The organism is Gordonia paraffinivorans, assembly GCF_900683595.1.
GTDB lineage: Bacteria > Actinomycetota > Actinomycetes > Mycobacteriales > Mycobacteriaceae > Gordonia > Gordonia paraffinivorans.
On the sequence record NZ_CAACYD010000005.1, the window covers coordinates 198,032 to 218,467 of the forward strand.

General features: G+C 67.9%; 19 protein-coding genes. 12 read left to right on the forward strand and 7 right to left on the reverse strand.

The genetic code is table 11. The annotated features are described in order from the left end of the window. Positions 1–46: 46 nt before the first annotated feature. The 6 genes from E1P53_RS03145 (at position 47) to E1P53_RS03170 (ending at position 6,342) form a co-directional block, all read left to right on the forward strand. Complete coding sequence (locus tag E1P53_RS03145) at positions 47–1,192, forward strand: zinc-dependent alcohol dehydrogenase (protein ID WP_131733447.1); 1,146 nt, start codon at positions 47–49, stop codon at positions 1,190–1,192. Between the two features lie 9 nt (positions 1,193–1,201). Beyond that, on the forward strand, positions 1,202–1,777 hold the full coding sequence (locus tag E1P53_RS03150) for a hypothetical protein (RefSeq protein WP_006901762.1): 576 nt from the start codon (positions 1,202–1,204) through the stop codon (positions 1,775–1,777). Positions 1,778–1,988: 211 nt separating this feature from the next. Further along, on the forward strand, positions 1,989–3,179 hold the full coding sequence (locus E1P53_RS03155) for a lipase family protein (RefSeq protein ID WP_230823597.1): 1,191 nt from the start codon (positions 1,989–1,991) through the stop codon (positions 3,177–3,179). A gap of 113 nt (positions 3,180–3,292) precedes the next feature. Beyond that, positions 3,293–3,730: a nuclear transport factor 2 family protein gene (locus E1P53_RS03160; protein WP_131733813.1), complete on the forward strand. Its 438-nt coding sequence runs from the start codon at positions 3,293–3,295 to the stop codon at positions 3,728–3,730. Between the two features lie 129 nt (positions 3,731–3,859). Further along, complete coding sequence (locus tag E1P53_RS03165) at positions 3,860–5,176, forward strand: NAD(P)H-binding protein (protein WP_131733449.1); 1,317 nt, start codon at positions 3,860–3,862, stop codon at positions 5,174–5,176. Positions 5,177–5,307: 131 nt separating this feature from the next. Next, the gene (locus tag E1P53_RS03170) at positions 5,308–6,342 is read left to right on the forward strand and encodes a YihY/virulence factor BrkB family protein (protein ID WP_131733450.1); all 1,035 of its coding nucleotides are present in this window, start codon (positions 5,308–5,310) and stop codon (positions 6,340–6,342) included. Positions 6,343–6,353: 11 nt separating this feature from the next. Here the strand turns inward: E1P53_RS03170 and scpC are convergent, their stop codons facing one another. The 6 genes from scpC to E1P53_RS03205 form a co-directional block, all read right to left on the reverse strand. After that, entirely contained in the window at positions 6,354–7,895 is a 1,542-nt protein-coding gene (gene scpC, locus E1P53_RS03175) for a succinyl-CoA:acetate CoA-transferase ScpC (protein ID WP_181954797.1), read from the reverse strand. A 129-nt stretch (positions 7,896–8,024) separates the two neighbouring features. Beyond that, on the reverse strand, positions 8,025–8,345 hold the full coding sequence (locus E1P53_RS03180; protein ID WP_131733814.1) for a DMT family transporter: 321 nt from the start codon (positions 8,343–8,345) through the stop codon (positions 8,025–8,027). A gap of 2 nt (positions 8,346–8,347) precedes the next feature. Next, positions 8,348–8,695, reverse strand: coding sequence for a DMT family transporter (locus tag E1P53_RS03185; protein WP_006901755.1), 348 nt, complete (start codon positions 8,693–8,695; stop codon positions 8,348–8,350). Next, entirely contained in the window at positions 8,677–9,804 is a 1,128-nt protein-coding gene (locus E1P53_RS03195) for a nitronate monooxygenase (RefSeq protein WP_244941101.1), read from the reverse strand. Before E1P53_RS03195 ends, E1P53_RS03185 begins: the two co-directional genes overlap by 19 nt. Before the next feature lie 17 nt (positions 9,805–9,821). Next, a complete protein-coding gene (locus tag E1P53_RS03200) occupies positions 9,822–11,282 on the reverse strand; it encodes a sugar porter family MFS transporter (RefSeq protein ID WP_006901749.1) in 1,461 nt (486 codons plus the stop codon). 175 nt (positions 11,283–11,457) lie between these two features. Next, the gene (locus E1P53_RS03205; protein WP_342353773.1) at positions 11,458–13,572 is read right to left on the reverse strand and encodes a putative bifunctional diguanylate cyclase/phosphodiesterase; all 2,115 of its coding nucleotides are present in this window, start codon (positions 13,570–13,572) and stop codon (positions 11,458–11,460) included. A 274-nt stretch (positions 13,573–13,846) separates the two neighbouring features. On the opposite strand from E1P53_RS03205, the gene E1P53_RS03210 reads away from it, so the two are divergent. The 6 genes from E1P53_RS03210 (at position 13,847) to E1P53_RS03235 (ending at position 18,468) form a co-directional block, all read left to right on the forward strand. Next, positions 13,847–14,764 (forward strand): hypothetical protein, encoded by a 918-nt coding sequence (locus tag E1P53_RS03210; protein ID WP_244941102.1) that lies wholly within the window; start codon positions 13,847–13,849, stop codon positions 14,762–14,764. A gap of 28 nt (positions 14,765–14,792) precedes the next feature. Continuing rightward, positions 14,793–15,659: an LLM class F420-dependent oxidoreductase gene (locus E1P53_RS03215; RefSeq protein ID WP_006901746.1), complete on the forward strand. Its 867-nt coding sequence runs from the start codon at positions 14,793–14,795 to the stop codon at positions 15,657–15,659. A gap of 267 nt (positions 15,660–15,926) precedes the next feature. Next, complete coding sequence (locus E1P53_RS03220) at positions 15,927–16,523, forward strand: sulfite oxidase-like oxidoreductase (RefSeq protein ID WP_131733453.1); 597 nt, start codon at positions 15,927–15,929, stop codon at positions 16,521–16,523. Further along, positions 16,520–17,236 (forward strand): ferredoxin reductase, encoded by a 717-nt coding sequence (locus tag E1P53_RS03225; protein ID WP_131733454.1) that lies wholly within the window; start codon positions 16,520–16,522, stop codon positions 17,234–17,236. Before E1P53_RS03220 ends, E1P53_RS03225 begins: the two co-directional genes overlap by 4 nt. 15 nt (positions 17,237–17,251) lie before the next feature. Beyond that, the gene (locus tag E1P53_RS03230) at positions 17,252–17,728 is read left to right on the forward strand and encodes a glutathione peroxidase (protein ID WP_006901743.1); all 477 of its coding nucleotides are present in this window, start codon (positions 17,252–17,254) and stop codon (positions 17,726–17,728) included. Between the two features lie 83 nt (positions 17,729–17,811). Continuing rightward, the gene (locus E1P53_RS03235) at positions 17,812–18,468 is read left to right on the forward strand and encodes a hypothetical protein (RefSeq protein WP_006901742.1); all 657 of its coding nucleotides are present in this window, start codon (positions 17,812–17,814) and stop codon (positions 18,466–18,468) included. 312 nt (positions 18,469–18,780) lie between these two features. Here the strand turns inward: E1P53_RS03235 and fadD5 are convergent, their stop codons facing one another. Continuing rightward, entirely contained in the window at positions 18,781–20,385 is a 1,605-nt protein-coding gene (gene fadD5 / locus E1P53_RS03240) for a fatty-acid--CoA ligase FadD5 (protein ID WP_131733455.1), read from the reverse strand. Positions 20,386–20,436: the final 51 nt, after the last annotated feature.

A 20,436-nucleotide genomic window follows, 5' to 3' on the forward strand; every position in this document is an offset into this window, starting at 1 on the left:
CAGGTGCGGGTAACCGCCGCCCATGACGCCGAGGACCTCCGACACGATGCGTGCAATGGTGTACCGCGGACCGTACAAAGTGCGCGTCGAGGAGAAACCGGTGTCTCGCATCGAGCATCCCAACGACGCCATCGTGCGTGTCACGCACGCGGCGATCTGCGGTTCGGACCTGCATCTCTACCACGGGATGATGCCGGACACCCGGCCCGGCATGACCTTCGGTCACGAGTTCATCGGCGTCGTCGAGAAGGTCGGCGGGTCGGTGCGGAACCTCCGGGTCGGCGACCGGGTGATGGTCCCCTTCAACGTGTACTGCGGCACCTGCTACTTCTGTGCGAGAGGGCTGTATTCCAACTGCCACAACGTGAATCCGAACGCGACGGCAGTGGGCGGGATCTACGGATACTCGCACACCTGCGGTGGCTACGACGGCGGGCAGGCGGAGTTCGTCCGGGTTCCGTTCGCCGACGTCGGACCGAGCGTCATACCGGAGTGGATGGATCCCGAGGATGCGCTACTGCTCACCGATGCGCTCGCGACGGGATACTTCGGTGCGCAGTTGGCCGACATCCGGCCAGGCGAGACGGTCATCGTCTTCGGCGCAGGACCGGTCGGACTGTACGCAGTACGATCGGCGTGGTTCATGGGCGCGGGACGCGTCATCGTCATCGACCATCTGGAATACCGGTTGGAGAAGGCGCGGTCGTTCGCCTTCGCGGAGACCTACAACTTCGCCGAGTACGACGACATCGTCGTCCACCTGAAGAACATCACCGACAACATCGGCGCCGACCGGGTCATCGACGCCGTGGGCGCCGAGGCCGACGGGAACTTCCTCCAACACGTCACCGCGGCCAAGTTGAAGCTCCAGGGCGGGTCGCCGGTCGCCCTCAACTGGGCGATCGATTCGGTCCGGAAAGGCGGAACCGTCTCCGTGATGGGTGCGTACGGCCCGATCTTCAGCGCCGTCAAGTTCGGCGACGCGCTGAACAAGGGGCTCACGATCAACATGAACCAGTGCCCGGTCAAGCGGCAGTGGCCGCGCCTGTTCGACCACATCCGCAACGGCTATCTCAAGCCGAATGACATCGTGACGCACCGAATCCCGCTCGAACACATCGCCGAGGGCTACCACATCTTCTCGTCCAAGCTCGACGGGTGTGTCAAACCCATCATCGTCGCCGAGGGCTAGGAGGATTCGATGCCCGCATACCCTGCAGACCGTCCGAACGACCCGGACACCTCGGCTCTCGTCGAGCGCATCCCGGGCTGGGGTGTCGACGCCGATCCCGCGGATCGGCCCGCCGTGCCGAAGGAGCTCCCGGTCGGTCCGGCGCCGGGAGTCCACTGGCAGGTGCCGGAGGAGCAGCCGGGTCGCGAAGGCCGGGAACGCTCGAACGAACACGCCTTCCTGCCGCCGGTGTTCGGGACGTCGACTCCGATGGGCGGGTTGTCCGGGATCGTGCGCCGCAGGGCGTACCGGTTCAGCGAGGCGCGCGCCGCGCACTGGTTGATCCTGCTCGCCGCCGACCGGGTGGCCGCGACCGAGGCCCATGTGCGGTCCTTCGCCGAGGGACGGCCCGACAACCCGATCACCGAGACCGGGGTGAAAGCGGAACTCACCCACCACGGGTGGTCGTCCCGAGTGGGCGCAAAGCGGGCCGACAACAATCACGCCTGGATCGACCCGATCCTGGTCGGTGGCCCGTGGGTCGCCGCCACCGTGGTCGCGGGTCTCGCGGGACGCGCAGCGGTGCGGGGCGCGAGGCGCCGATAGAGCACGTCTTCTGACCCGCGGGCTCACATCCCTCGCGTCGAACGACGGCGGCGAGCTGGGTTTTTTTCCGAATCCGCTGACAAACGACCGATCGATCGTTCTATATGGACGCATGTACAACGGGGGTAGTTCATCGCGCCGTGAAATCGGCCTTTCGTTGCGAGACCGACATGAAATTCGCCATAAGCGCTGGTCAACTCTGCTCGCAGTCTTGCTCGTCGCGGTCGCGGCGAGCGTCCTCGGAACCGGGCCGGGGTCGGCGGATCCGTGGGACGCCTTCTACAAGCCGCCGCAGAAGTTCGACACCCGGCCCGGCTCGCTGATCCGTTCGGCGCCGTCCTACGCCGCCGTCATCCCCTACACGGGCGCGAACATCGACGCCCGGACGACGACGGTGATGTACACCAGCACCGGCGCGCGCAATCGCCCGACCCCGGTCACCGGCAGCGTCCTGGTCCCGCGGCAGCCGTGGAAGGGCAAGGGCGACCGCCCGCTCGTCGTGGTCGGATCCGGCACCATCGGCGCCGGTGACCAGTGCGCCCCGTCGCGGCTCCTGCGGTACGGGCAGGCGTATGAGGAGATGGCGATCGGGGTCCTCCTCGCCAACGGGTATGCGGTCGCGATGACCGACTACGAGGGCCTCGGGACACCGGGCGATCACCCGTACCTGAACCGCCGCTCCCTGGGCACCTCGATGATCGACATGGCCCGCGTCGCCCGGAACCCGAGGTTCGGGGTCAGCGCGACGGCGCCGGTCGCCTTCTGGGGCTACTCCGAGGGCGGTTTCGCCGCCGGGTCCGCGGCCGAGCTGGCCGCGTCCTACGCGCCGGAGCTGCCGGTCTTCGCCGCATTCGCCGGAGCCCCGGCACCCGATCTCGCCGATCTGGCCAGGCTCGGTGACGGCAGCCTGCTCGGCGGCGGCGTCGGATGGGTCGTCAACGGGTTCATCGCCGCCTACCCGCAGCACCGTGACGCGTTCCTCTCGGTGTTCAACCAGCTCGGTCGCAGCGTGCTGCGAGATGTCAACTCCTACTGCGTCTTCGACGTGATGCGCATGCTGCCGTTCGTGCCGACCACCTTCTACACGAAGGACGGTCGTCCCATCCGCGCCTACCTGGACAAGGAACCGTTCCGGACTGCGGTCGACGAGCAGCGGTTGGGTCGCGTCGCACCGAAGATGCCCGTCCTGGTGTCGCAGAACCGGGGCGACGACGTCGTCGACCCGCTCGGCACCGACCGCATGGTCCGCTCCTGGCGGGCGAAGGGAGCCGACGTCACGGTGGAGACCCAGCACCTCCCGCTGTTCCTGCCCGGCACCTTCTTCGGGCACGGCATCGGGATGGTCGGAGAACTCCGGGCGTTGTCCTGGCTGAACGAGAAGGCAGCCGCTCTCGGGCGGTGAACCCGCCGGCTCGCGCGGACGACCGCGCGAGCCGGTCACTCGCGAACCAGCCCGCACGACCCCGCAGGGTGCCTATAGTCGCCTCGTCGGTTGACGCCTCGGATCGGAGGATGATGGACGTTCAGGAGATCGCGGACAGGTTCGAGATCGCCGATGTGCTCTACCGCTACTCCCGTGCGGTCGACACGAAGGACTGGGATCTGTGGCGCTCGGTGTTCACCGAGGACGCGGTGGTGGACTACTCCTCCGCCCCGTTCGGCAAGGCGGGTGGCCGCGACGAGATCGCGGCGTGGCTCGAGGAGAGTTTCGCGTTCGTCACCGTCAGTCAGCATTTCATCACCAACATCGAGTACCGCTTCGACGGCGACCGGGCCGAGGTGCGTGCGATGTTCTACAACCCGATGCAGTTCGCCGGGATGACGGAGTTGAGCACCTGCGGCGGCAACTACCACCATTCGATGGTGCGGACCGAGACCGGCTGGAGGAGCAGGCGCCTGCTCGAGGAGAGCCTCTGGTTCGTCAATTCGCCGCTGCAGGCGAACAGCGACTGACCCCCTGTCCCGTCGTCACCCGGTCGTGTCCCGCAGGCAACGATCCGGTGGCGATGCAAGCGACGAGCGACGAGCGATGTTTCACGCTCCCGGCGTCTGAGGTATCCACCCCATGACGTGAGGAGTTCTGTGGACGACACCCGAACCTGCCTGGTCACCGGCGCCACCGGTTATGTCGGCGGCCGCTTGGTGCCCCGATTGCTCGACCGCGGCCACCGCGTACGCGCCCTGGCCCGCACCCCGTCGAAGCTCTCCGCGGCGCCGTGGACCGACGATGCGAACGCCGAGGTCGTGAGAGGTGATCTGTCGGACCGGGATTCGCTCGTCGCCGCCTTCGAGGGCGTCGACGTGGTGTACCACCTGGTCCACTCGATGAGCACCGCAGGCGATTTCGCCGCCGAGGAGCGGCACTCTGCCGAGAACGTCGTCGACGCCGCCACGCGTTGCGGCGTGTCCCGCATCGTGTATCTCGGCGGGCTGCATCCGGAGGGCACCGAGCTCTCCGAACACCTCGCGTCGCGGGCCGAGGTCGGCGACATCCTGATCGATTCACCGGTCGAGACGGTCGCGCTGCAGGCCGGCACCCTGATCGGCTCGGGGTCGGCCTCGTTCGAGCTGATCCGCCACCTCACCGACCGTCTGCCCGCGATGACCACTCCGAGGTGGGTGAGCAACGAGATCCAGCCCATCGCCGTAGCGGACGCACTGCATTACCTGGTCGAGGCGGCGACCGCCGACGTACCGGGGTCGCGGACGTGGGACATCGGCGGCCCGGACATGCTCGAGTACGGCGACATGATGCAGATCTACGCCGAGGAGGCGGGTCTGCGGCGCCGGGTCATGGTGGTACTCCCCTTCCTGACCCCGTCGGTCGCGAGCCGGTGGGTTCGTCTGGTGACCCCGATCCGCGGCAACGTCGCCCGCCCACTGATCGAATCGCTCGAGTGCGACGCGGTCTGCCGCAACCGCGACGTCGACGAGATCATCCCGCCGCCGCCGGGCGGGCCGACGCCGTATCGCGAGGCGATCCGCGCGACGCTGCAGCGGATCGAATCCGGTGCGGCCCGCGCGAGCTGGAGCGACGTGACCGCACATCGGCCGGCAGCCGAGCCGATCCCGTCCGACCCCGAGTGGGCGGGTGAGACGGTGTTCGAGGAGACCTCGACCACGATCGAGGCCGGCACGGTCGACGGCGTGTGGAAAAGCCTTCGCGGCCAGGGTGTGCCGGTGGTCGAGAACGAGCCGGACCTGGTCCGGTTCCGGGCCCACGACGACGCGTTCGGTGTCGGCTTCGTCGACCATCGACTGCGCACTCTCGGCCCCGGGCGCCTCGAGGTGTCCACGACCACCCGCTTCTTCCCGCGCGGTCTGGCCGGACTCGCGTATTGGCAGCTCGGCCGGCCGCTCCGCGCCGTCGGGGTGCCGGCGGCGAACCCGTTCCGCTGACACGTCGCCGGCCCTGCGGCCGACGCATCGAAGCACGGGTTAAGGTCAGCACACCCGCCGCACCGGTGGGTGCCGCCCCGCCGCGCTCGCACGCCGGTCGGGGTGGGCGGGAGACGAGCAGAAGGTGAGCGGTGTCGCTGTCGGGACGTATCGACGACTTCCAACGTCGCCACCCGGCGACCGGCTACCCGCTCGCGGTGATCTACAAGTTCTTCGACGACCAGGGCGCGTACCTGGCCGCGATGTGCACCTATTACGCGTTCATCTCGCTGTTCCCGCTGCTGTTGCTGTTCTCGACGATCCTGGGCATCGTGCTCGCCGACAATCCGGCGCTGCAGGAGCGGATCCTCGACTCGGCGATGAGCCAGATCCCGGTCATCGGCGCGGAGCTCGGCGAGCCGGAGAAACTCGGGGGCGGTGTCCCGACGCTGATCATCGGCGGACTGATCGCGCTCTACGGCGGGCTGGGCGTCGCGGTCGCGGTGCAGAACGCGATGAACGTCATCTGGGCGGTTCCCCGCAACGAACGGCCCGATCCGATCCTCGTCAGGCTGCGCGGCATGGTGCTGTTGTCGACCGTCGGCCTCGCGATCGTCGGGCTGACGGTGGTCAACGGCTTCGCCGCCGGCCTCGACCTGGGTGTCGCCAACCGCTGGTTCGCGATCCTCGGCTCGGTGATCCTGAACACCGGGGTGTTCACCATCGCCTTCCAGTTCGGACCAGCGCGCGACCTGTCGATCCGCGACGTGTTCCCGGGAGCCTTCGCCGCTGCTCTGTGCTGGCAGGCTATCCAGACGTTCGGCGCGGTCTACGTCGAGCGGGTCATCGCGAACGCGAGCGCGACCAACGGCGTGTTCGCGATCGTGCTCGGCCTGCTCGCATTTCTCTACGTCACGTCGATCGTGCTGATGTTCTGCCTCGAGGCCAACGTGGTGCGCGTCGACCACCTCTACCCCCGGTCGCTGCTGACGCCGTTCACCGACAACGTCATCCTCACCAAGGGTGACGAGCGCGCCTATTCGGCGCAGGCACGCGCGCAGCGGAACAAGGGCTTCCAGGAGATCGACGTCACCTTCGACAATCCCCGGGAGAACCCGGACCAGGCCTCCGGTGGTTCAGACTCGCAGGGCTCTCCCGACCGGGCCGCCGAGAACGCATCGGACTAGGGCTGACCGCGTCAGAGCCGCATCGAACCCGTCTCGCAGAACCGCTGGTGGAAGCTGAACGCCTCGCCGAGGATGTGCGGGGTGTGTCCGGCCCCGGGCAGCGATTCCGCGCGGGTGAAGTAGTCGTGCAGCATCGGCCGGTACTCCGGATGGGCGCACTTGTCGATGATCAGCCGGGCGCGGCGCCGCGGTGACAGGCCGCGGAGGTCTGCCAGCCCGTGCTCGGTGACCAGGACCTGAGAGTCGTGCTCGGTGTGGTCGACGTGCGGCGTCATCGGGACGATCGACGAGATCGCGCCGCCCTTGGCCGTCGACGGGCTCAGGAACATCGACACGTAGCCGTTGCGGGCGAAGTCGCCCGAGCCGCCGATGCCGTTCATGATCTTGGTGCCCATCACGTGCGTCGAGTTCACGTTGCCGTAGATGTCGGCCTCGAGCATGCCGTTCATCGCGATCACGCCGAGCCGCCGGACCACCTCGGGGTGGTTGCTGATCTCCTGCGGGCGCAACGTGATGTGGTTGCGGTAGAAGTCGATGTTGGCGTTGAGTTCCTCGATGCCGGCCTCGCTCAGCGCCAGTGCGGTCGACGACGCGTGCGCGACGGTCCCGTCCTTGATCAGCCGCAGCATGCTGTCCTGGATGACCTCGGAGTAGCAGGTCAGACCCTTGTACGAGCCGCGGTCGAGGCCGCCGAGGACGGCGTTGGCGACGTTGCCGATGCCGGCCTGCAGCGGAAGCAGGGTGTCCGCGGGCAGCCGGCCGTTGCGGACCTCGTAGTCGAAGAAGTCGAGGACGTGACCGGCGATCGCCTCGCTGACCTCGTCGGGCGGGGTCAACGCGCTGGCCTGGTCGCGATGGTTGGTCTCGACGACGGCGACGACCTTGTCCGGGTCGACGCGGAACGTCGGCTGACCGATGCGGTCCTGCACCCGGGTCAGCGGGATCGGCTTGCGGTTCGGCGGCAGCGCGGTCCCGTAGTAGACGTCGTGCATGCCCTCGACGCCCTCGGGCACCCATGAGTTGACCTCGAGGATGACCTTCTTGGCGACGTCGAGCCAGGTCTTGTTGTTGCCGATCGACGCGGACGGGACCAGCTCCCCCATCTCGGTGACCCCCGACACCTCGACGACGGCGACGTCGACCGTTCCGTAGTAACCCGTCCACACCTGCTGGGCGACGTGCGACAGATGGATGTCCACGTAGTCCATGCGGCCTTCGTTGATCTTCTTCCGGGCGGTCGCCTCGGACTGATATGGCATCCGCAGGCCGATGCCGTCGATCTCGGCGAGCGCACGCTCGGTGTCCGGAGATACCGACGCTCCCGTGAGCAGGTTGATGGTGAAGTTGGCGCCCGTGCCCCGTACCTGACGGATGCGGTCGGCGAGGGCGGGGATGATCACCTTCGGCGTACCAGCGCTCGCGAAACCGCTGATCGCGACGGTGTCGTTGGACTGGATGAACTTCACTGCGTCGGCGGCCGACATCACCTTCGACGCGTACGCGGCACTACGGATTCGTCCCGACGAGGCGGAACTGCGAACTGTGGGGGGCACCCGCTCAGGATAGGGCCCCGCCTCGATGATCAAAATCACGGATAACCGAGACATGTCTCGCTCGGCATGGTATAGGGCGGCGCGTGAGCTGGTCGATCGACCGACTTGTCGGATTTCGGCGGCCGGGTATCAGTGCACGGCGCCGAGCTCGACGAGTAGCACGCCGATCGCGATGACCGCGATCCCGGCGATCATCCGCCGCGTCAGTCGCTCGTCGAACAGGTAGTGCGCTGCGACCGCGGTCGCAGCGACCCCGGTGGCGGCCCAGATCCCGTAAGCGACGCCGAGCGGCAGGCCCAACCGGAGTCCGATCGTCAGCGCCGCGAAGGCCATGGCATATCCGACGGCGACCAGGGCGTAGAAGCTGCTGCGGCCATTCGTCGCCACCCGAAGGGCGAGCGTCGCGCTGACCTCGGACACGATCGCGAGGGCGAGGAACAGGTAACCCATCGTCACGTCGTCTCGTCGATGTCGACGGCAGCGTGTGTGCTCGATCCGGACTCGACCAGCAGCACGCCGACCATGATGCACACGATGCCGATGCCCATCAGCGGCGTGAAGGCCTCGCCGAAGATCACCGATGACAGGACGGCGGTGAGCGCCACCCCGGCCGCGGCCCAGACCCCGTAGGCGACACCGACCTTCATCCCCTGCCGCAGGACTGCGGACAGGAGGACGAAGGCGACGACGTACCCGAGGACCACCACGGCGTAGAGCGCCGGATGCGACTGCGATCCCTTCAGTGAGAGCGTCGCCGCGACCTCGGACGCGATGGCGCCGATCAGCAGGATCCAGGGCATCCGGACTTCCTTCGCGCGGTGTGGGATGACGACGGGTGGTGGCGAGAATCTACCCGAACGCGACATGGCCCCGCAGCTTCCCGCCGCGGGTCCATGTTCTCGGGGTGGATCAGGCGTCGACGGTCGTCCGGTTCGCGGCCGTATCCGCTGCCGGCCAGCCGATCGTCCGGCCCAGGACCGCGTCGACGCTGATGAGGCCGGCGCCCACGACCGCGAGGAGCAGCGAGCCGGCGCCCAGCGTCAGGACGAACTCGTATCCGCCGTCGGATGCCCAGAGTCCGTTGTCGATGTGCGGGGCGGCCGCTGAACGCGAGCGTCACGACCGTCTCGGTGCGTGCGGGATCGGCGAGCGCATCGGCATGGGCCGGTTTGGTGCCGGCCTCGTGGGTGCGCAGCAGGACCGTGCCCACCTGGACGGCCGTCGCACCCGACGCCCGCACGTGGTCGGCGCGGTCTCGCGTCGAGATGCCTCCCGCGGCGACCAGCGGCAGGTCGAGTCGGCCGCGAACCGCGCGGAGGAGATCGTCGAGCGGTTGCGACGGCGGGATCGCGCGCCGGTCGAACACCGAGCGGTGCCCGCCCGCATCGGGCCCCTGCACGCAGAGCCAGTCCGCGCCGGCCTCCGCGGCGAGCACCGCGTCGTCGACGCCGGTCACGGTGACCCCGACACTGCATCCGTGGCGGTGCAGCTCGGCGACGGCGGGCGCGGGCGGACATCCGAAGGCGAACGACACCACCGGGATCCGCTCGTCGCACATGAGCGCGATCTTGGCATCGAAGTGATCGTCGTCGTCACCGAGTTCGTCGACGGCGGGCAGGTTGACGTCGAGTGCGGCCGCGTACCCCAGAAGCCGCTCGCGGTAGCGTGCCACCGCCGCCCGATCCACCGGATCGGTTTCGGGGACGAAGATGTTGACGCCGAACAGCTCGGTTCCGGCGGCGCGGACCGCCGCGATGTCGGAGGCCAGCTTCTCCGGGGTCAGATAGCCGGCGGCGAGCTGACCCAGGCCCCCGGCCCCGCTCGCTGCGGACACCAGTGCCGGCGTGGTGGGGCCGCCCGCCATCGGCGCGGCGACCACCGGCACGTCGAGGTCTCGGGGATCGAACATCGCCGGCTCCGAGACGGTCACCGCGGCTCGCGGGCCACCGTCGCCCGCGACAGCCGGCTCTCGGCGACCGAGTCCATCTCCTCGAGTTCGAGGCCCTTGGTCTCCTCGACCTTCTTCCACACGTACACGAACGACGCGGCGGCGCAGAAGGCGAAGAAGCCGTAGATGATCCCGAGTCCCACCAGTTCGGTCATCTGCGGGAACAGCATCGAGATGGTGAAGTTGGCGATCCAGTTGGCCGCGGTGCAGACGCCGAGGGCGACACCGCGAATCCTGTTCGGGAACATCTCGCCGAGCATCACCCACATCACCGGGCCCCACGTCGCGGCGAACGCCACGACGAACAGGTTGGCGCCGATGAGTGCGACCACGCCCCACGATTCGGGCAACGTGACGTCGTCTCCCTCGCCGATCTGCTGGGTGAACGCGATGCAGGCCATCAGCAGTCCGATGAACATCCCGACGGAACCGGCCAGCAGCAGCTTGCGACGTCCGACGCGGTCCACGAACAGGATCGCCACGAACGTCATGCCGACGTTGATGACGGCGGTGATGACCGACGTCCGGAACGAGTCGCTCTCGGAGAAGCCGACGGACTGCCACAGCGTCGTCGAGTAGTAGAAGATCGCGTTGATGCCGACGAACTGTTGGAAGACCGCGATCCAGATGCCCACCCACACCAGCGGGTGAAGGCCGAACGAGGGGCCGGTGATGTCCTTGATCGACGTCTTGGCCTCGCGTTTGACGGTCAGCTTGATCTCTTTGACACGGTCGAGCGGGTTGGCCTCGCCGGTGACCGTCTGCAGGATGCGCGCCGCCTCCTCGTCGCGGTTGCGGCCCACCAGGTATCGGGGCGACTCCGGGATCATCAGCGCGAGAAGGCCGTAGACCAGTGCCGGCACGACACCGACGAGGAACATCCACCGCCAGGCCTCGAGACCCCACCAGAGGTCCGCCGACGCGCTGCCCGCGGAGTCGGCGAGGATCGCATCGGACAGGAGGGCGGCGAAGATGCCCGTCGTGATCGCGAGCTGCTGCATCGACGCGAGCGCTCCGCGATACCGGGCCGGGGCGATCTCGGAGATGTAGGCCGGTGCGATCACCGAGGCGATGCCGATGCCGATGCCGCCGAGGACGCGCCACAGCAGCAGGTCCGGGATCGTCTGGGTGAAGCCGGTGCCGATCGAGGAGATGATGAACAGGGCCGAACCGAGCAGCATCACGCGCTTGCGGCCCCAGACGTCGGCGAGCCGACCGGCGAACCAGGCGCCGAGCGCGCAACCGAGAAGGGCGATCGCGACGGCGAAGCCCGTCATGAGTTTGCCGAGCCCGAAGCTGTTCTCGATGGAGTCGACCGCGCCGTTGACCACCGAGCTGTCGAAGCCGAACAGGAAGCCGCCCACCGCGGCGGCGACCGTGACGCCGATGACCTTCGCGGTGTGCTGTTCGGCGACCTCGCGCTCCTGGGCGTCGGTCATCGCATGACCCCGATCGCCGTGTGGTCGCAGCAGGGAACGTGGGGCATGTCCGTGACCTCGCTGTCCGGTTGCTTCCGTCGACGCCGACGGCTGTCGCGCCCAATTGTACTCGCGGGGTGACGGCGGGCGGGCGAGGTATGGGAACACCTCGATCTCGATCGGGTGTACCTGCAGGTCAGGTCTGTTCGGAGACGAGAGGCCCGGTGGCGATGAGCGGTCCGTCGGCCATGATCTCGCCCAACGGGAGCGGGCGGCCGTAGTGGAAGCCCTGCCCGTAGTCGCATCCCACCTCGGCGATGATCCCCGCCTGCTCGGCGGTTTCGATGCCCTCGGCGACGACGCGGACGCCGACCGAGTGCGCCACGCCGACGATCCCGGACAGGATCCTGCGGGCATTGGGTCCCTCCCGGAGAGCGTCGACGAAGCCCTTCGCGGTCTTCATGATCTCCACCGGCATCCGGTACAGCTCGCTGAGTGTGGAAGCGCCCGTGCCGAAGTCGTCGAGTGAGATCCGGACGCCCAGCGCGCGGATGCCTGCGAGCAGGTCGAGCAGATCCCGGTCGATCGGTGCGATCGCGCTCTCGGTGATCTCCAGGCACAACGACTCGGCGGGTCGCGGTCCGCGCGTGACCACCCGGCGGAGGCGGTCGAGGAAGTCGCCGTGGTCGAGCTCTCGACGGGAGACGTTGACGCTCAGCATGACCGGGCGCAGCTCGGCGATCGCGCCGACCTCCGCCGATGCCGTCTCCAGCACGTGGGCGCCCAGCGCGTCGATCAGCGTGGATCGTTCTGCGAGAGGGATGAACTCGGTCGGCGAGATCGGGCCGAGCTCCGGGTGGTTCCACCGCAGGAGGGCCTCGAGGGCGACGAGGGCGCCGGAAGCCGTCGACACGATGGGTTGGTAATGGATCTCGAGTTGCCCGGTGTCCGAGTCGAGGGCCCGACGCAACTCTTCCTCGATCCGCTGTCTGCGCTGTAGTTGCTCCCGGTGCTGAACGCGGAAGTGCACGTACGGAACCCGCGACGCCTTGCGTGCCTCGCCGAGAGCGATGTCGGCGTCGCGCAGCAGATCGGTCGGGGTGGCGGTGTCGCCCTTGTCGAGGGTCGCGACCCCGATGCTGGCGCGGATCGTCAGCGGTTGCGCCCGGATGCTCACCGGCACAGGCTGATCGATCGCGGTACGCACGGCGTCGATCTGCCGGTCGATGTCGGATGCGGAATCCTCCGTCGAATGTTTGGCCACCAGCACGAATTCGTCACCGCCGATCCTTCCCACCGCACCCGACTCGGGTGTCACCGCGGCCAGTCGCCGGGCGACGGTGTGCAGCACCTCGTCGCCCACCGCATGGCCGAGGGAGTCGTTGACGAGTTGGAAGCTGTCGAGGTCGATGTAATAGATCGTCACGCACGCCGGGTCGCCGTCGGCGCTGAGCTCGGCGATCTGCGCGTCGAGGCGATCGAGGATGCCCGCCCGGTTGTACAGCTGCGTGAGCGGATCGTGGACCGCATCCCAGGCCAGGCGTGTTCGCTCCCGGTACCGCTCGGTGACGTCGACGAAGGACACCACCGCAATCGGGTGGGCGTCGGCATCCTCGATGAGACGGCAACTGCACGACAGCCATCGCCGGCCGGCCTGCGTGGTGATCTCGGCCGTCGCATCGGTGACCGCGGAGCGGCTCTCCAGGCACTGGGTGACCGGGGAGTCCCCGTCGACGAACCGCAACGGCAGATCGGCGATCGATTCGCCGGGCGCACACCGCGGCCCGAACATCGTCTCGGCGGCCGGGTTCGCGAGCTCGATCCCGCCGTCCTCGCCGACCACGAGCACGGGTTGGATCAGGTCGCCGAGGAGAGTCCTCAGCCGGTCGAGCAATGGTGCCGGCGCCGGCTCGGCGGCGGCGGATCTGATGGCCTTGCGCGAGATGACGTCGCGCAGGATCACCAGATAGGCGGGTTCGTCGAGCCACAGGGTCCGCACCGACGTGACCTCCATCGGCCTGGGCACGCCGGCGGCGTCGAGCATCGTCATCTCCTCGGGCGATGTCGTCGCACCGGTCTCGTCGCCGATGCCGACGAGGCGCTCGATCATCCGGGGGATCTCGTCGGGGTGGACGAAATCGGTGATGGGATGGCCCAACAACTCGTGTGGGGAACTGACGCGCGCGAAGTCGAGCGCCGCGGAGTTGACGTAGACGATCTTCCCGTCCTGATGGACGGCCATGGCATCGGGACTCAGATCGAGGAGCAGACGGTACCGCTCGGCCACCGCCGCGTCTCCGGCAGGAGGCACGGACGTGACGTCTCTCTCGACGACCTCACGCCCGTCGCCCCCGCGTGTCGAATCCGGCACCGATTCCATCCCTCCCCCGCCCCGTGCGTCGGGTGTCCATGTTCCCTCACGCGACGCGGGTGACGGCGACGAAACGCCTTCGCGGCCGAATTTCGACGCAAACACCACATCCGTCGGCCCGATTCCGCCGCTGCGTCGCACATTCGGGGGAACAATCGGCACAAATCACTCGGTTCACTGCACCGATGCACGTCCCGACCTCACAATTCGAGATATGACCACTGAGCGCGACAACTCGGCCGGTTCGTCGAACGCGGACACCACGCGGGGCTCGAAAGCGCGTCACGCGTTGAGCCAGTTCCTGAACTCCCCCTTCGCGGGCATGTCGCCGTGGATCCTCATGGCTCTGCTCACCGGGCCCGGGCGCTTCGAGGAAGCCGCCGCATCGGCTTTCGCGCTGTCGCTCCTGCTGGTTATCGGCACGCACAAGCGCGGCACGAGCATCAAACTCCTCGAGGTCTTCGACGTCGTCTACTTCGGCGTCATGGCGCTGCTCGCCCTCTTCGCGTCGCAAGGCGTCATCGAGTGGCTGGAGAAGTGGGGCGGCGAGATGACCAACATAGCCCTCGTCGCATTCGCCCTCGGCTCCATCCTCATCCGCCAGCCGTTCACCCTGCAGTACGCCAAGGAGGACACCCCCGAGGAGTTCTGGGACAGTCCCCTGTTCCTGCGGATCAATTACGTCATCACGTGGGCCTGGGTCATCGGCTTCGGCGTCGGCGCGGTGTCGGGGGCCTACGGCGATGCCGTGCTCGACGATGCGAACAACTTCTGGACCGGCTGGATCATCCAGATCGGCGGCCTGATCTTCGCGATCTCGTTCACCGAGTTCTACCCGGACTACGCCTCCTACCGCGCGGCGGTGCGCGGGGGCTGGCTGTCCGACGACGACAAGCCGACTTCCGTTCTGCACGTGTTCGATTGGGTGCCGATGTACGTCCTCGCGATCGGCATCGCGGGACTGGTCACCGACTCGTTGAACACGACGGCGGGGATCGTGCTGATCGTCGTCGGGATCGTCGCGATCAACATCTACCGCAAAGTCACTGCCGCGATGGACCAACGCCTCGCGCAGACGGCGCCGCCCCGGCCGTCGAGCCCTCCCCCGCCCCCGGACTCGGCGTCGAACTGAGCGCCGTCCGGTCGGTAAGGTCGGTGACATGAATCTCGACGGGGTAGGAATCTGGAGTTCGCCACTACGTTACGGAGACGCCGGGGAGGCCGCGGAGGCCGCCGCAGAGCTCGACGAGCTCGGTTTCACCGCACTCTGGATCCCCGACGTCGGCGGTCCGGTGCTCGATTCCGTGCGCAACCTGCTCGGCGCCACCAAGCAGGCGATCGTCGCCACCGGCATCCTCAACATGTGGATGCACGAACCGGCCGACGTCGCCGCGGCGCACGCGGAGTTCACCGGCGAGTACGGACCCCGGTTCCTTCTCGGCCTCGGCATCAGCCATGCGCCGCTGATCGACCAGAAGGGCCCGGGCACATACAAGAAGCCGCTGGCGACCACGCGCGCATTCCTCGACGGTCTCGACGCCGCACCCACACCCGTGCCGGCCGACAGCCGGGTGCTGGCGGCGCTGGGACCCAAGATGCTGCAGCTCGCGGCCGACCGCACCAGGGGCGCCCACCCGTACCTGGTGACGCCGGACCACACGGCGACCGCGCGCGAGACCCTCGGCGCCGGACCGCTCCTCGCTCCCGAGCAGACCGCGATCTTCGCCTCCGACCGTGAGGAGGCGAGGGCGATCGGCGTCAAGTGGCTGACGGGTTATCTCGCGATGCCCAACTACGCCAACAACCTCCGGCGCCTCGGATTCACCGACGACGACCTGAGCTCGGTGAGCGACCGCCTCTTCGACGCCCTCATCGCCTGGGGCGACGAGCAGGCGATCCTCTCGCGCATCGACGAACACCGTTCGGCCGGTGCCGATCACGTGTGCGTGCAGGTCCTGCAGGCGGACTTCAAGGGCTTCCCGCGCGAGCAGTGGCGTCGCCTCGCCGCAGCACTCGGCCAGAACTGAGTCACCCGACCGATCGCATTGCGCTCGAGCTCGCCAACCGGGCGCAAGCGCAACGCGTTCGTCGTGTCAGGGGATGTCGCGGCGTCGGAAACCGGTGACCTCGACGGCGGGCACCGCGACCGCGACCAGCCCGACCCACACCAGTCCCCCGGTTCCCGCCACAGGCAGGAGGTGGTCACCGCGTTTCCGCAGGCCGAGGCCGCCTCCAGGTATCCGGGGCGGCGGACTGCGGTGCCAGATCTCCCGACGCCCGTACACTCGGTCCACATGGCGATCGTCAACAGAGGGTTCGTGGGCCGTCGTGACCGCGAGTCCAGGCGGCTGCCGCCCGGGCAGTACACGACCCTGGACTTCCCGGTCCTCTCGGCGGAGCCGACGCCGTCGATCCCGCTCGAGAAGTGGTCGCTGGCGGTCCAGTCCGCGGACCATCGCGCGAAGACGTTGTCCTGGGCGGAGTTCCGGGCACTGCCCCACGACGACGTGACCACCGACATCCACTGCGTGACCCGGTGGTCCAAGTTCGGCACGCGGTGGCGCGGGGTCTCGTTCGACACCCTGTTGTCGGTGCTGCCCTTCGAGCCGGCGCCGTACGTGATGGCGCACTGTCACGGCGGCTACACCACCAACGTCCCGCTCGCCGATCTCGTCGGTGGGCGCGGATGGATCGCCGACACCTACGACGGGGAGCCGCTCGCCCCCGAACACGGCGGGCCGGCACGGCTCCTCGTGCCCCATCTGTACTTCTGGAAGAGCGCGAAATGGGTGCGGCGCCTTCGCTTCATGACCGAGGACACCCCGGGATTCTGGGAGGAACGCGGGTACCACATGTACGGCGATCCCTGGCGCGAGCAGCGGTACTCGTGACCGACTGGCTGCTCACGACGGTGACCGCGGTCGCCGACATCACCCCGTCCGCTCGCACCCTCCGGCTCCGGCTGGACACCGACCTCCACGTTCTGCCGGGGCAGCACATCGACATCAGGCTCACCGCGGAGGACGGCTATTCGACGGCCCGGACCTATTCGGTGTCGGACACGCGGGAGCCAAGGAGCATCGAGGTCACCGTCGAGCGCGTTGACGACGGCGAGGTGTCGCCCTACCTGTGCGATGTGGTGGAGGTCGGGGATCCGCTGGAGATCAGCGGACCGCACGGATGGTGGTTCACCTGGGCGTCCGGAGATGACCGTCCGGTCCAGCTGATCGGCGGCGGATCGGGTGTGGCGCCGCTGATGTCGATGATCCGCGCGCGCGAGGTCGAGGCCCCGCAGACGCCGTTCTCCCTGGTGTACTCGGTTCGCACGCCCGACGACGTGTACTACCGCGACGAGCTGAGGCTTCTCACCGAGCATCGCCGGATGGACGTGCACGTGGTGCACAGCCGTGTCGCGCCCGCGGGCTCGCCACGGCCGGCGGGCCGGCTCGATGCGGCCGAACTCGCCAGACTGACACTCCCTCCGTCGTCGGAGCCCACCGTGTACATCTGCGGTCCCAACGGGTTCGTGGAGGCGTGTGCGGCCTGGATGGTCGAGGCCGGCCACCAGCAGAACCGAATCCGCCGGGAGCGCTTCGGGGACTGACGTAGCGTTGCCGTCATGACTTCCGCGTTCGATTTCACCGCCACCGACATCGACGGCAATCCGGTCTCACTCTCGGATTTCCGCGGCGATCCCCTCCTCATCGTGAACACCGCGTCGAAGTGCGGCTTCACCCCGCAATATGAGGGTCTCGAGGCGCTGCACCGCAAGTACTCCGTCCGCGGTCTCCATGTCCTGGGCTTCCCGTGCGACCAGTTCGCCCACCAGGAACCCGGCGACGCGGAGGAGATCAAGAACTTCTGCTCCCTCACCTACGACGTCACCTTTCCGATGTTCGCCAAGGTCGAGGTGAACGGCTCGAATGCCCACCCGCTGTTCGAGTGGCTGCGCGCCCAGAAGTCGGGGATCCTCGGCGGCCGGATCAAATGGAACTTCACCAAGTTCCTGGTGGACCGCGACGGCCAGGTCGTCGGGCGGTTCGCTCCCGCGACCAAGCCCGAGAAACTGACCGGGGCCATCGAGCAGGTGCTGTGACGGATCCGGGCGACACTCCGGCGTGACGCCCGGAAACCGGCGACACAGCTGAAGGGTCGCGAATGGCGCCTACACTCGGGCGCATGAGCAACGAGCAGTTCTCGGCACCCCAGTCGGAACCGGGCGGGCCCACGCCTCCGATGCCGCACACCGATCCGGCGCAGCCGTCGTCGACCCTTCCGGGGTCGACGCCTGCCGGGGGCGCTGTCACCGACACCCCACCCAAGCCGACGGCCGGCGAGCGCGCGAACGCTCTCGTCAAGAAGGTCGTCATCGGCCTCGTCATCGCCGCGTTGCTGGTGGTCACCTACTTCATCCTGGAGGCCTTCCTGCCGCGGTGGTGGGCCGGACAGATCGGGCGGCGCGTCAACGGCTCCATGGCGAGCGGGGTGTGGACCGGCCTGGTCATCGGTTTCGTCTGCACGTTCCTGCCGCTGCTCTTCTTCACCCTCTCGTTCCTGAACCGCAGTCGGCTGAGGAACATCCCGACGATTGCCTTTGCCGTGCTGGGCGTTCTCGCCGCGATTCCGAACCTCCTGACGCTGGCCGTCGTCGCCGGCGGCGGCAACGGTGCGCACGCGGGCGAACGCATCTTCGACGTCGAGGCCCCAGGATTCCGGGCGGCCTCGTTGTGGGGTGTGATCGTCGGCGTCATCGTGTTCGCCCTCGTCGGCTACTTCATCTGGCGCTATCGACGCCAGGGACGTCAGCTCGCGGCCGCCAAGAAACCCAAGAAGTAGCGGCCGTCAGGCCGCTGCAATGCCAAGTGCGATTTCGGACTCGGCCGGCGCTTCAGTTCGGGTAGGCGTGGTCGAGTAGCGCTGCATACAGCGCGAGTTCGGCCGGGGTGATGCGTTCTGAAGGTCGGTGTAGCGGAGCGGAGCGAATATCAGGGCTCATCCACAACGTCGCATCGAGGTGGAACGTCGAAAGTCGCTGTGCACCGGCGGGTTCGATCGAGGTCGTGCGACTCCTTGCCGCCGGGCGGGCTCACAACGAGGCCGGTCGCGACCTCCCATACGGAGATCGCGACCGGCTGACGATCAGGCGCGTCAGTGCAGGCCCGCGTCCTTGCTGCCGAAGCGCTCGCGCAACTTGGGTTTGACGACCTTGCCGCCGGCGTTGCGGGGAAGTTCGTCGATGATGACCAGGTCCTTCGGATGCTTGAACCGCGCGAGGTTCTCGTTGAGGTACGGCTCGAGCTCCTCGAGTCTCAGGTCTTCGACGCCTTCGGCCAGCACCACGACGGCGACCGGCACCTCGCCCCACTTCTCGTGGGCGCGGCCGATGATCGCCGCCTCGGCGATCTTGGGATGGCCGTACAGGACGTTCTCGACTTCGGCGCAGTAGATGTTCTCGCCGCCGGAGATGATCATGTCCTTGGCGCGGTCGACGACGTAGAGGAAGCCCTCCTCGTCCTGCCGGACCAGGTCGCCGGAGTGGAACCAGCCGCCGCGGAACGCCTCTGCGGTCTCCTCGGGCTTGTTCCAGTAGCCCTTCATCAGGTTGGGGCCACGGTAGACGATCTCCCCCACCTCGCCGGGTTTGACGTCGTTCATCAGCGGATCGACGATGCGCGCGGTCACCGCCGGCACGACCTTGCCGATCGATCCCTGCTTTCGCAGGGCGTCCTTGCCCTCGAGGATGCACGTCACCGGTGACATCTCCGTCTGTCCGAATGCGGTCATGTTGGCCGCCTCGGGGAAGGCTTCGCTCATCGCGTTGAGCACCGTGTCCGACGCCGGCGCCGCGCCCCAGCTGATGTTGCGGAGACGGAGCTTGCGGGGGCGTGCCTTCTGGGCGGCGCAGACCGCCTGCCATTGCGCGGGGACCATGAACACCGATGTGGTGCCCTCCCGTTCGAGCGTGTCGAGCATCTCGTCCGGGTCGAACGCCCCGAGCGGGTGGATGACCGCCCGGATTCCGCGATAGAAGACAGGTGCGAACGCCGCGAGTCCCGCGATGTGGAAGATCGGCGGGACCACCGAGGAGACGTCGTCGGAGTCCGCGGCGGCGGTGGTGGCCATGGTGGTGACCGCCTGCGCCTGGAAGTTCAGATGGGTCAGCATGGCGCCCTTGGGCTTTCCGGTGGTGCCCGAGGTGTACATGATGGCCGCGACGGTGTCCTCCGGGACATCGACCAGCGGCAGGTCCGCGTCGCCCGGTGCCAGCAGGCTCTCGTACTCCAGGTGGTTCGGGTTGTCGCTGCCGTCGACGACGATCAACGTCTCCAGCGCGCCGGTGGACGCGGCCACCGCGTCGGCGAGCGGCGCGAGCAGTTTCTCGGTGACGATCACCTTGGCCCCGCTGTCGGAGACCAGGTAGGCGACCTCCGCCGGGCTCATGCGGATGTTCACTGGGACGGGGATCGCCCCGATCTGCGTCGCTCCGAGGACTGCCTCGATGTATTCGGTGCGGTTGAGCAGCGCCATCAGGACGCGGTCACCGAACTGGACACCCAGCCGGTGCAGTGCGGCGCCGAAGGCGCGCGCCCGGTCGTCGAGCTGCTTCCAGGTGGTGTGCTGATCCCGGTAGGTGATGGCCACCTTGTCCGGCGTCATGAACGCGTGGCGGTGAACCTGGTTGTTCCAGTGATTACGGCGCGAGCGGTACGGCTCGGCGGTCAGATCGGTGGCGGCTTCGGTGCTGGCGGTCATCAGCGGCTCCCGTGTCAGACGTGCGTGATCGACTTCGATGTTGTCTGGATC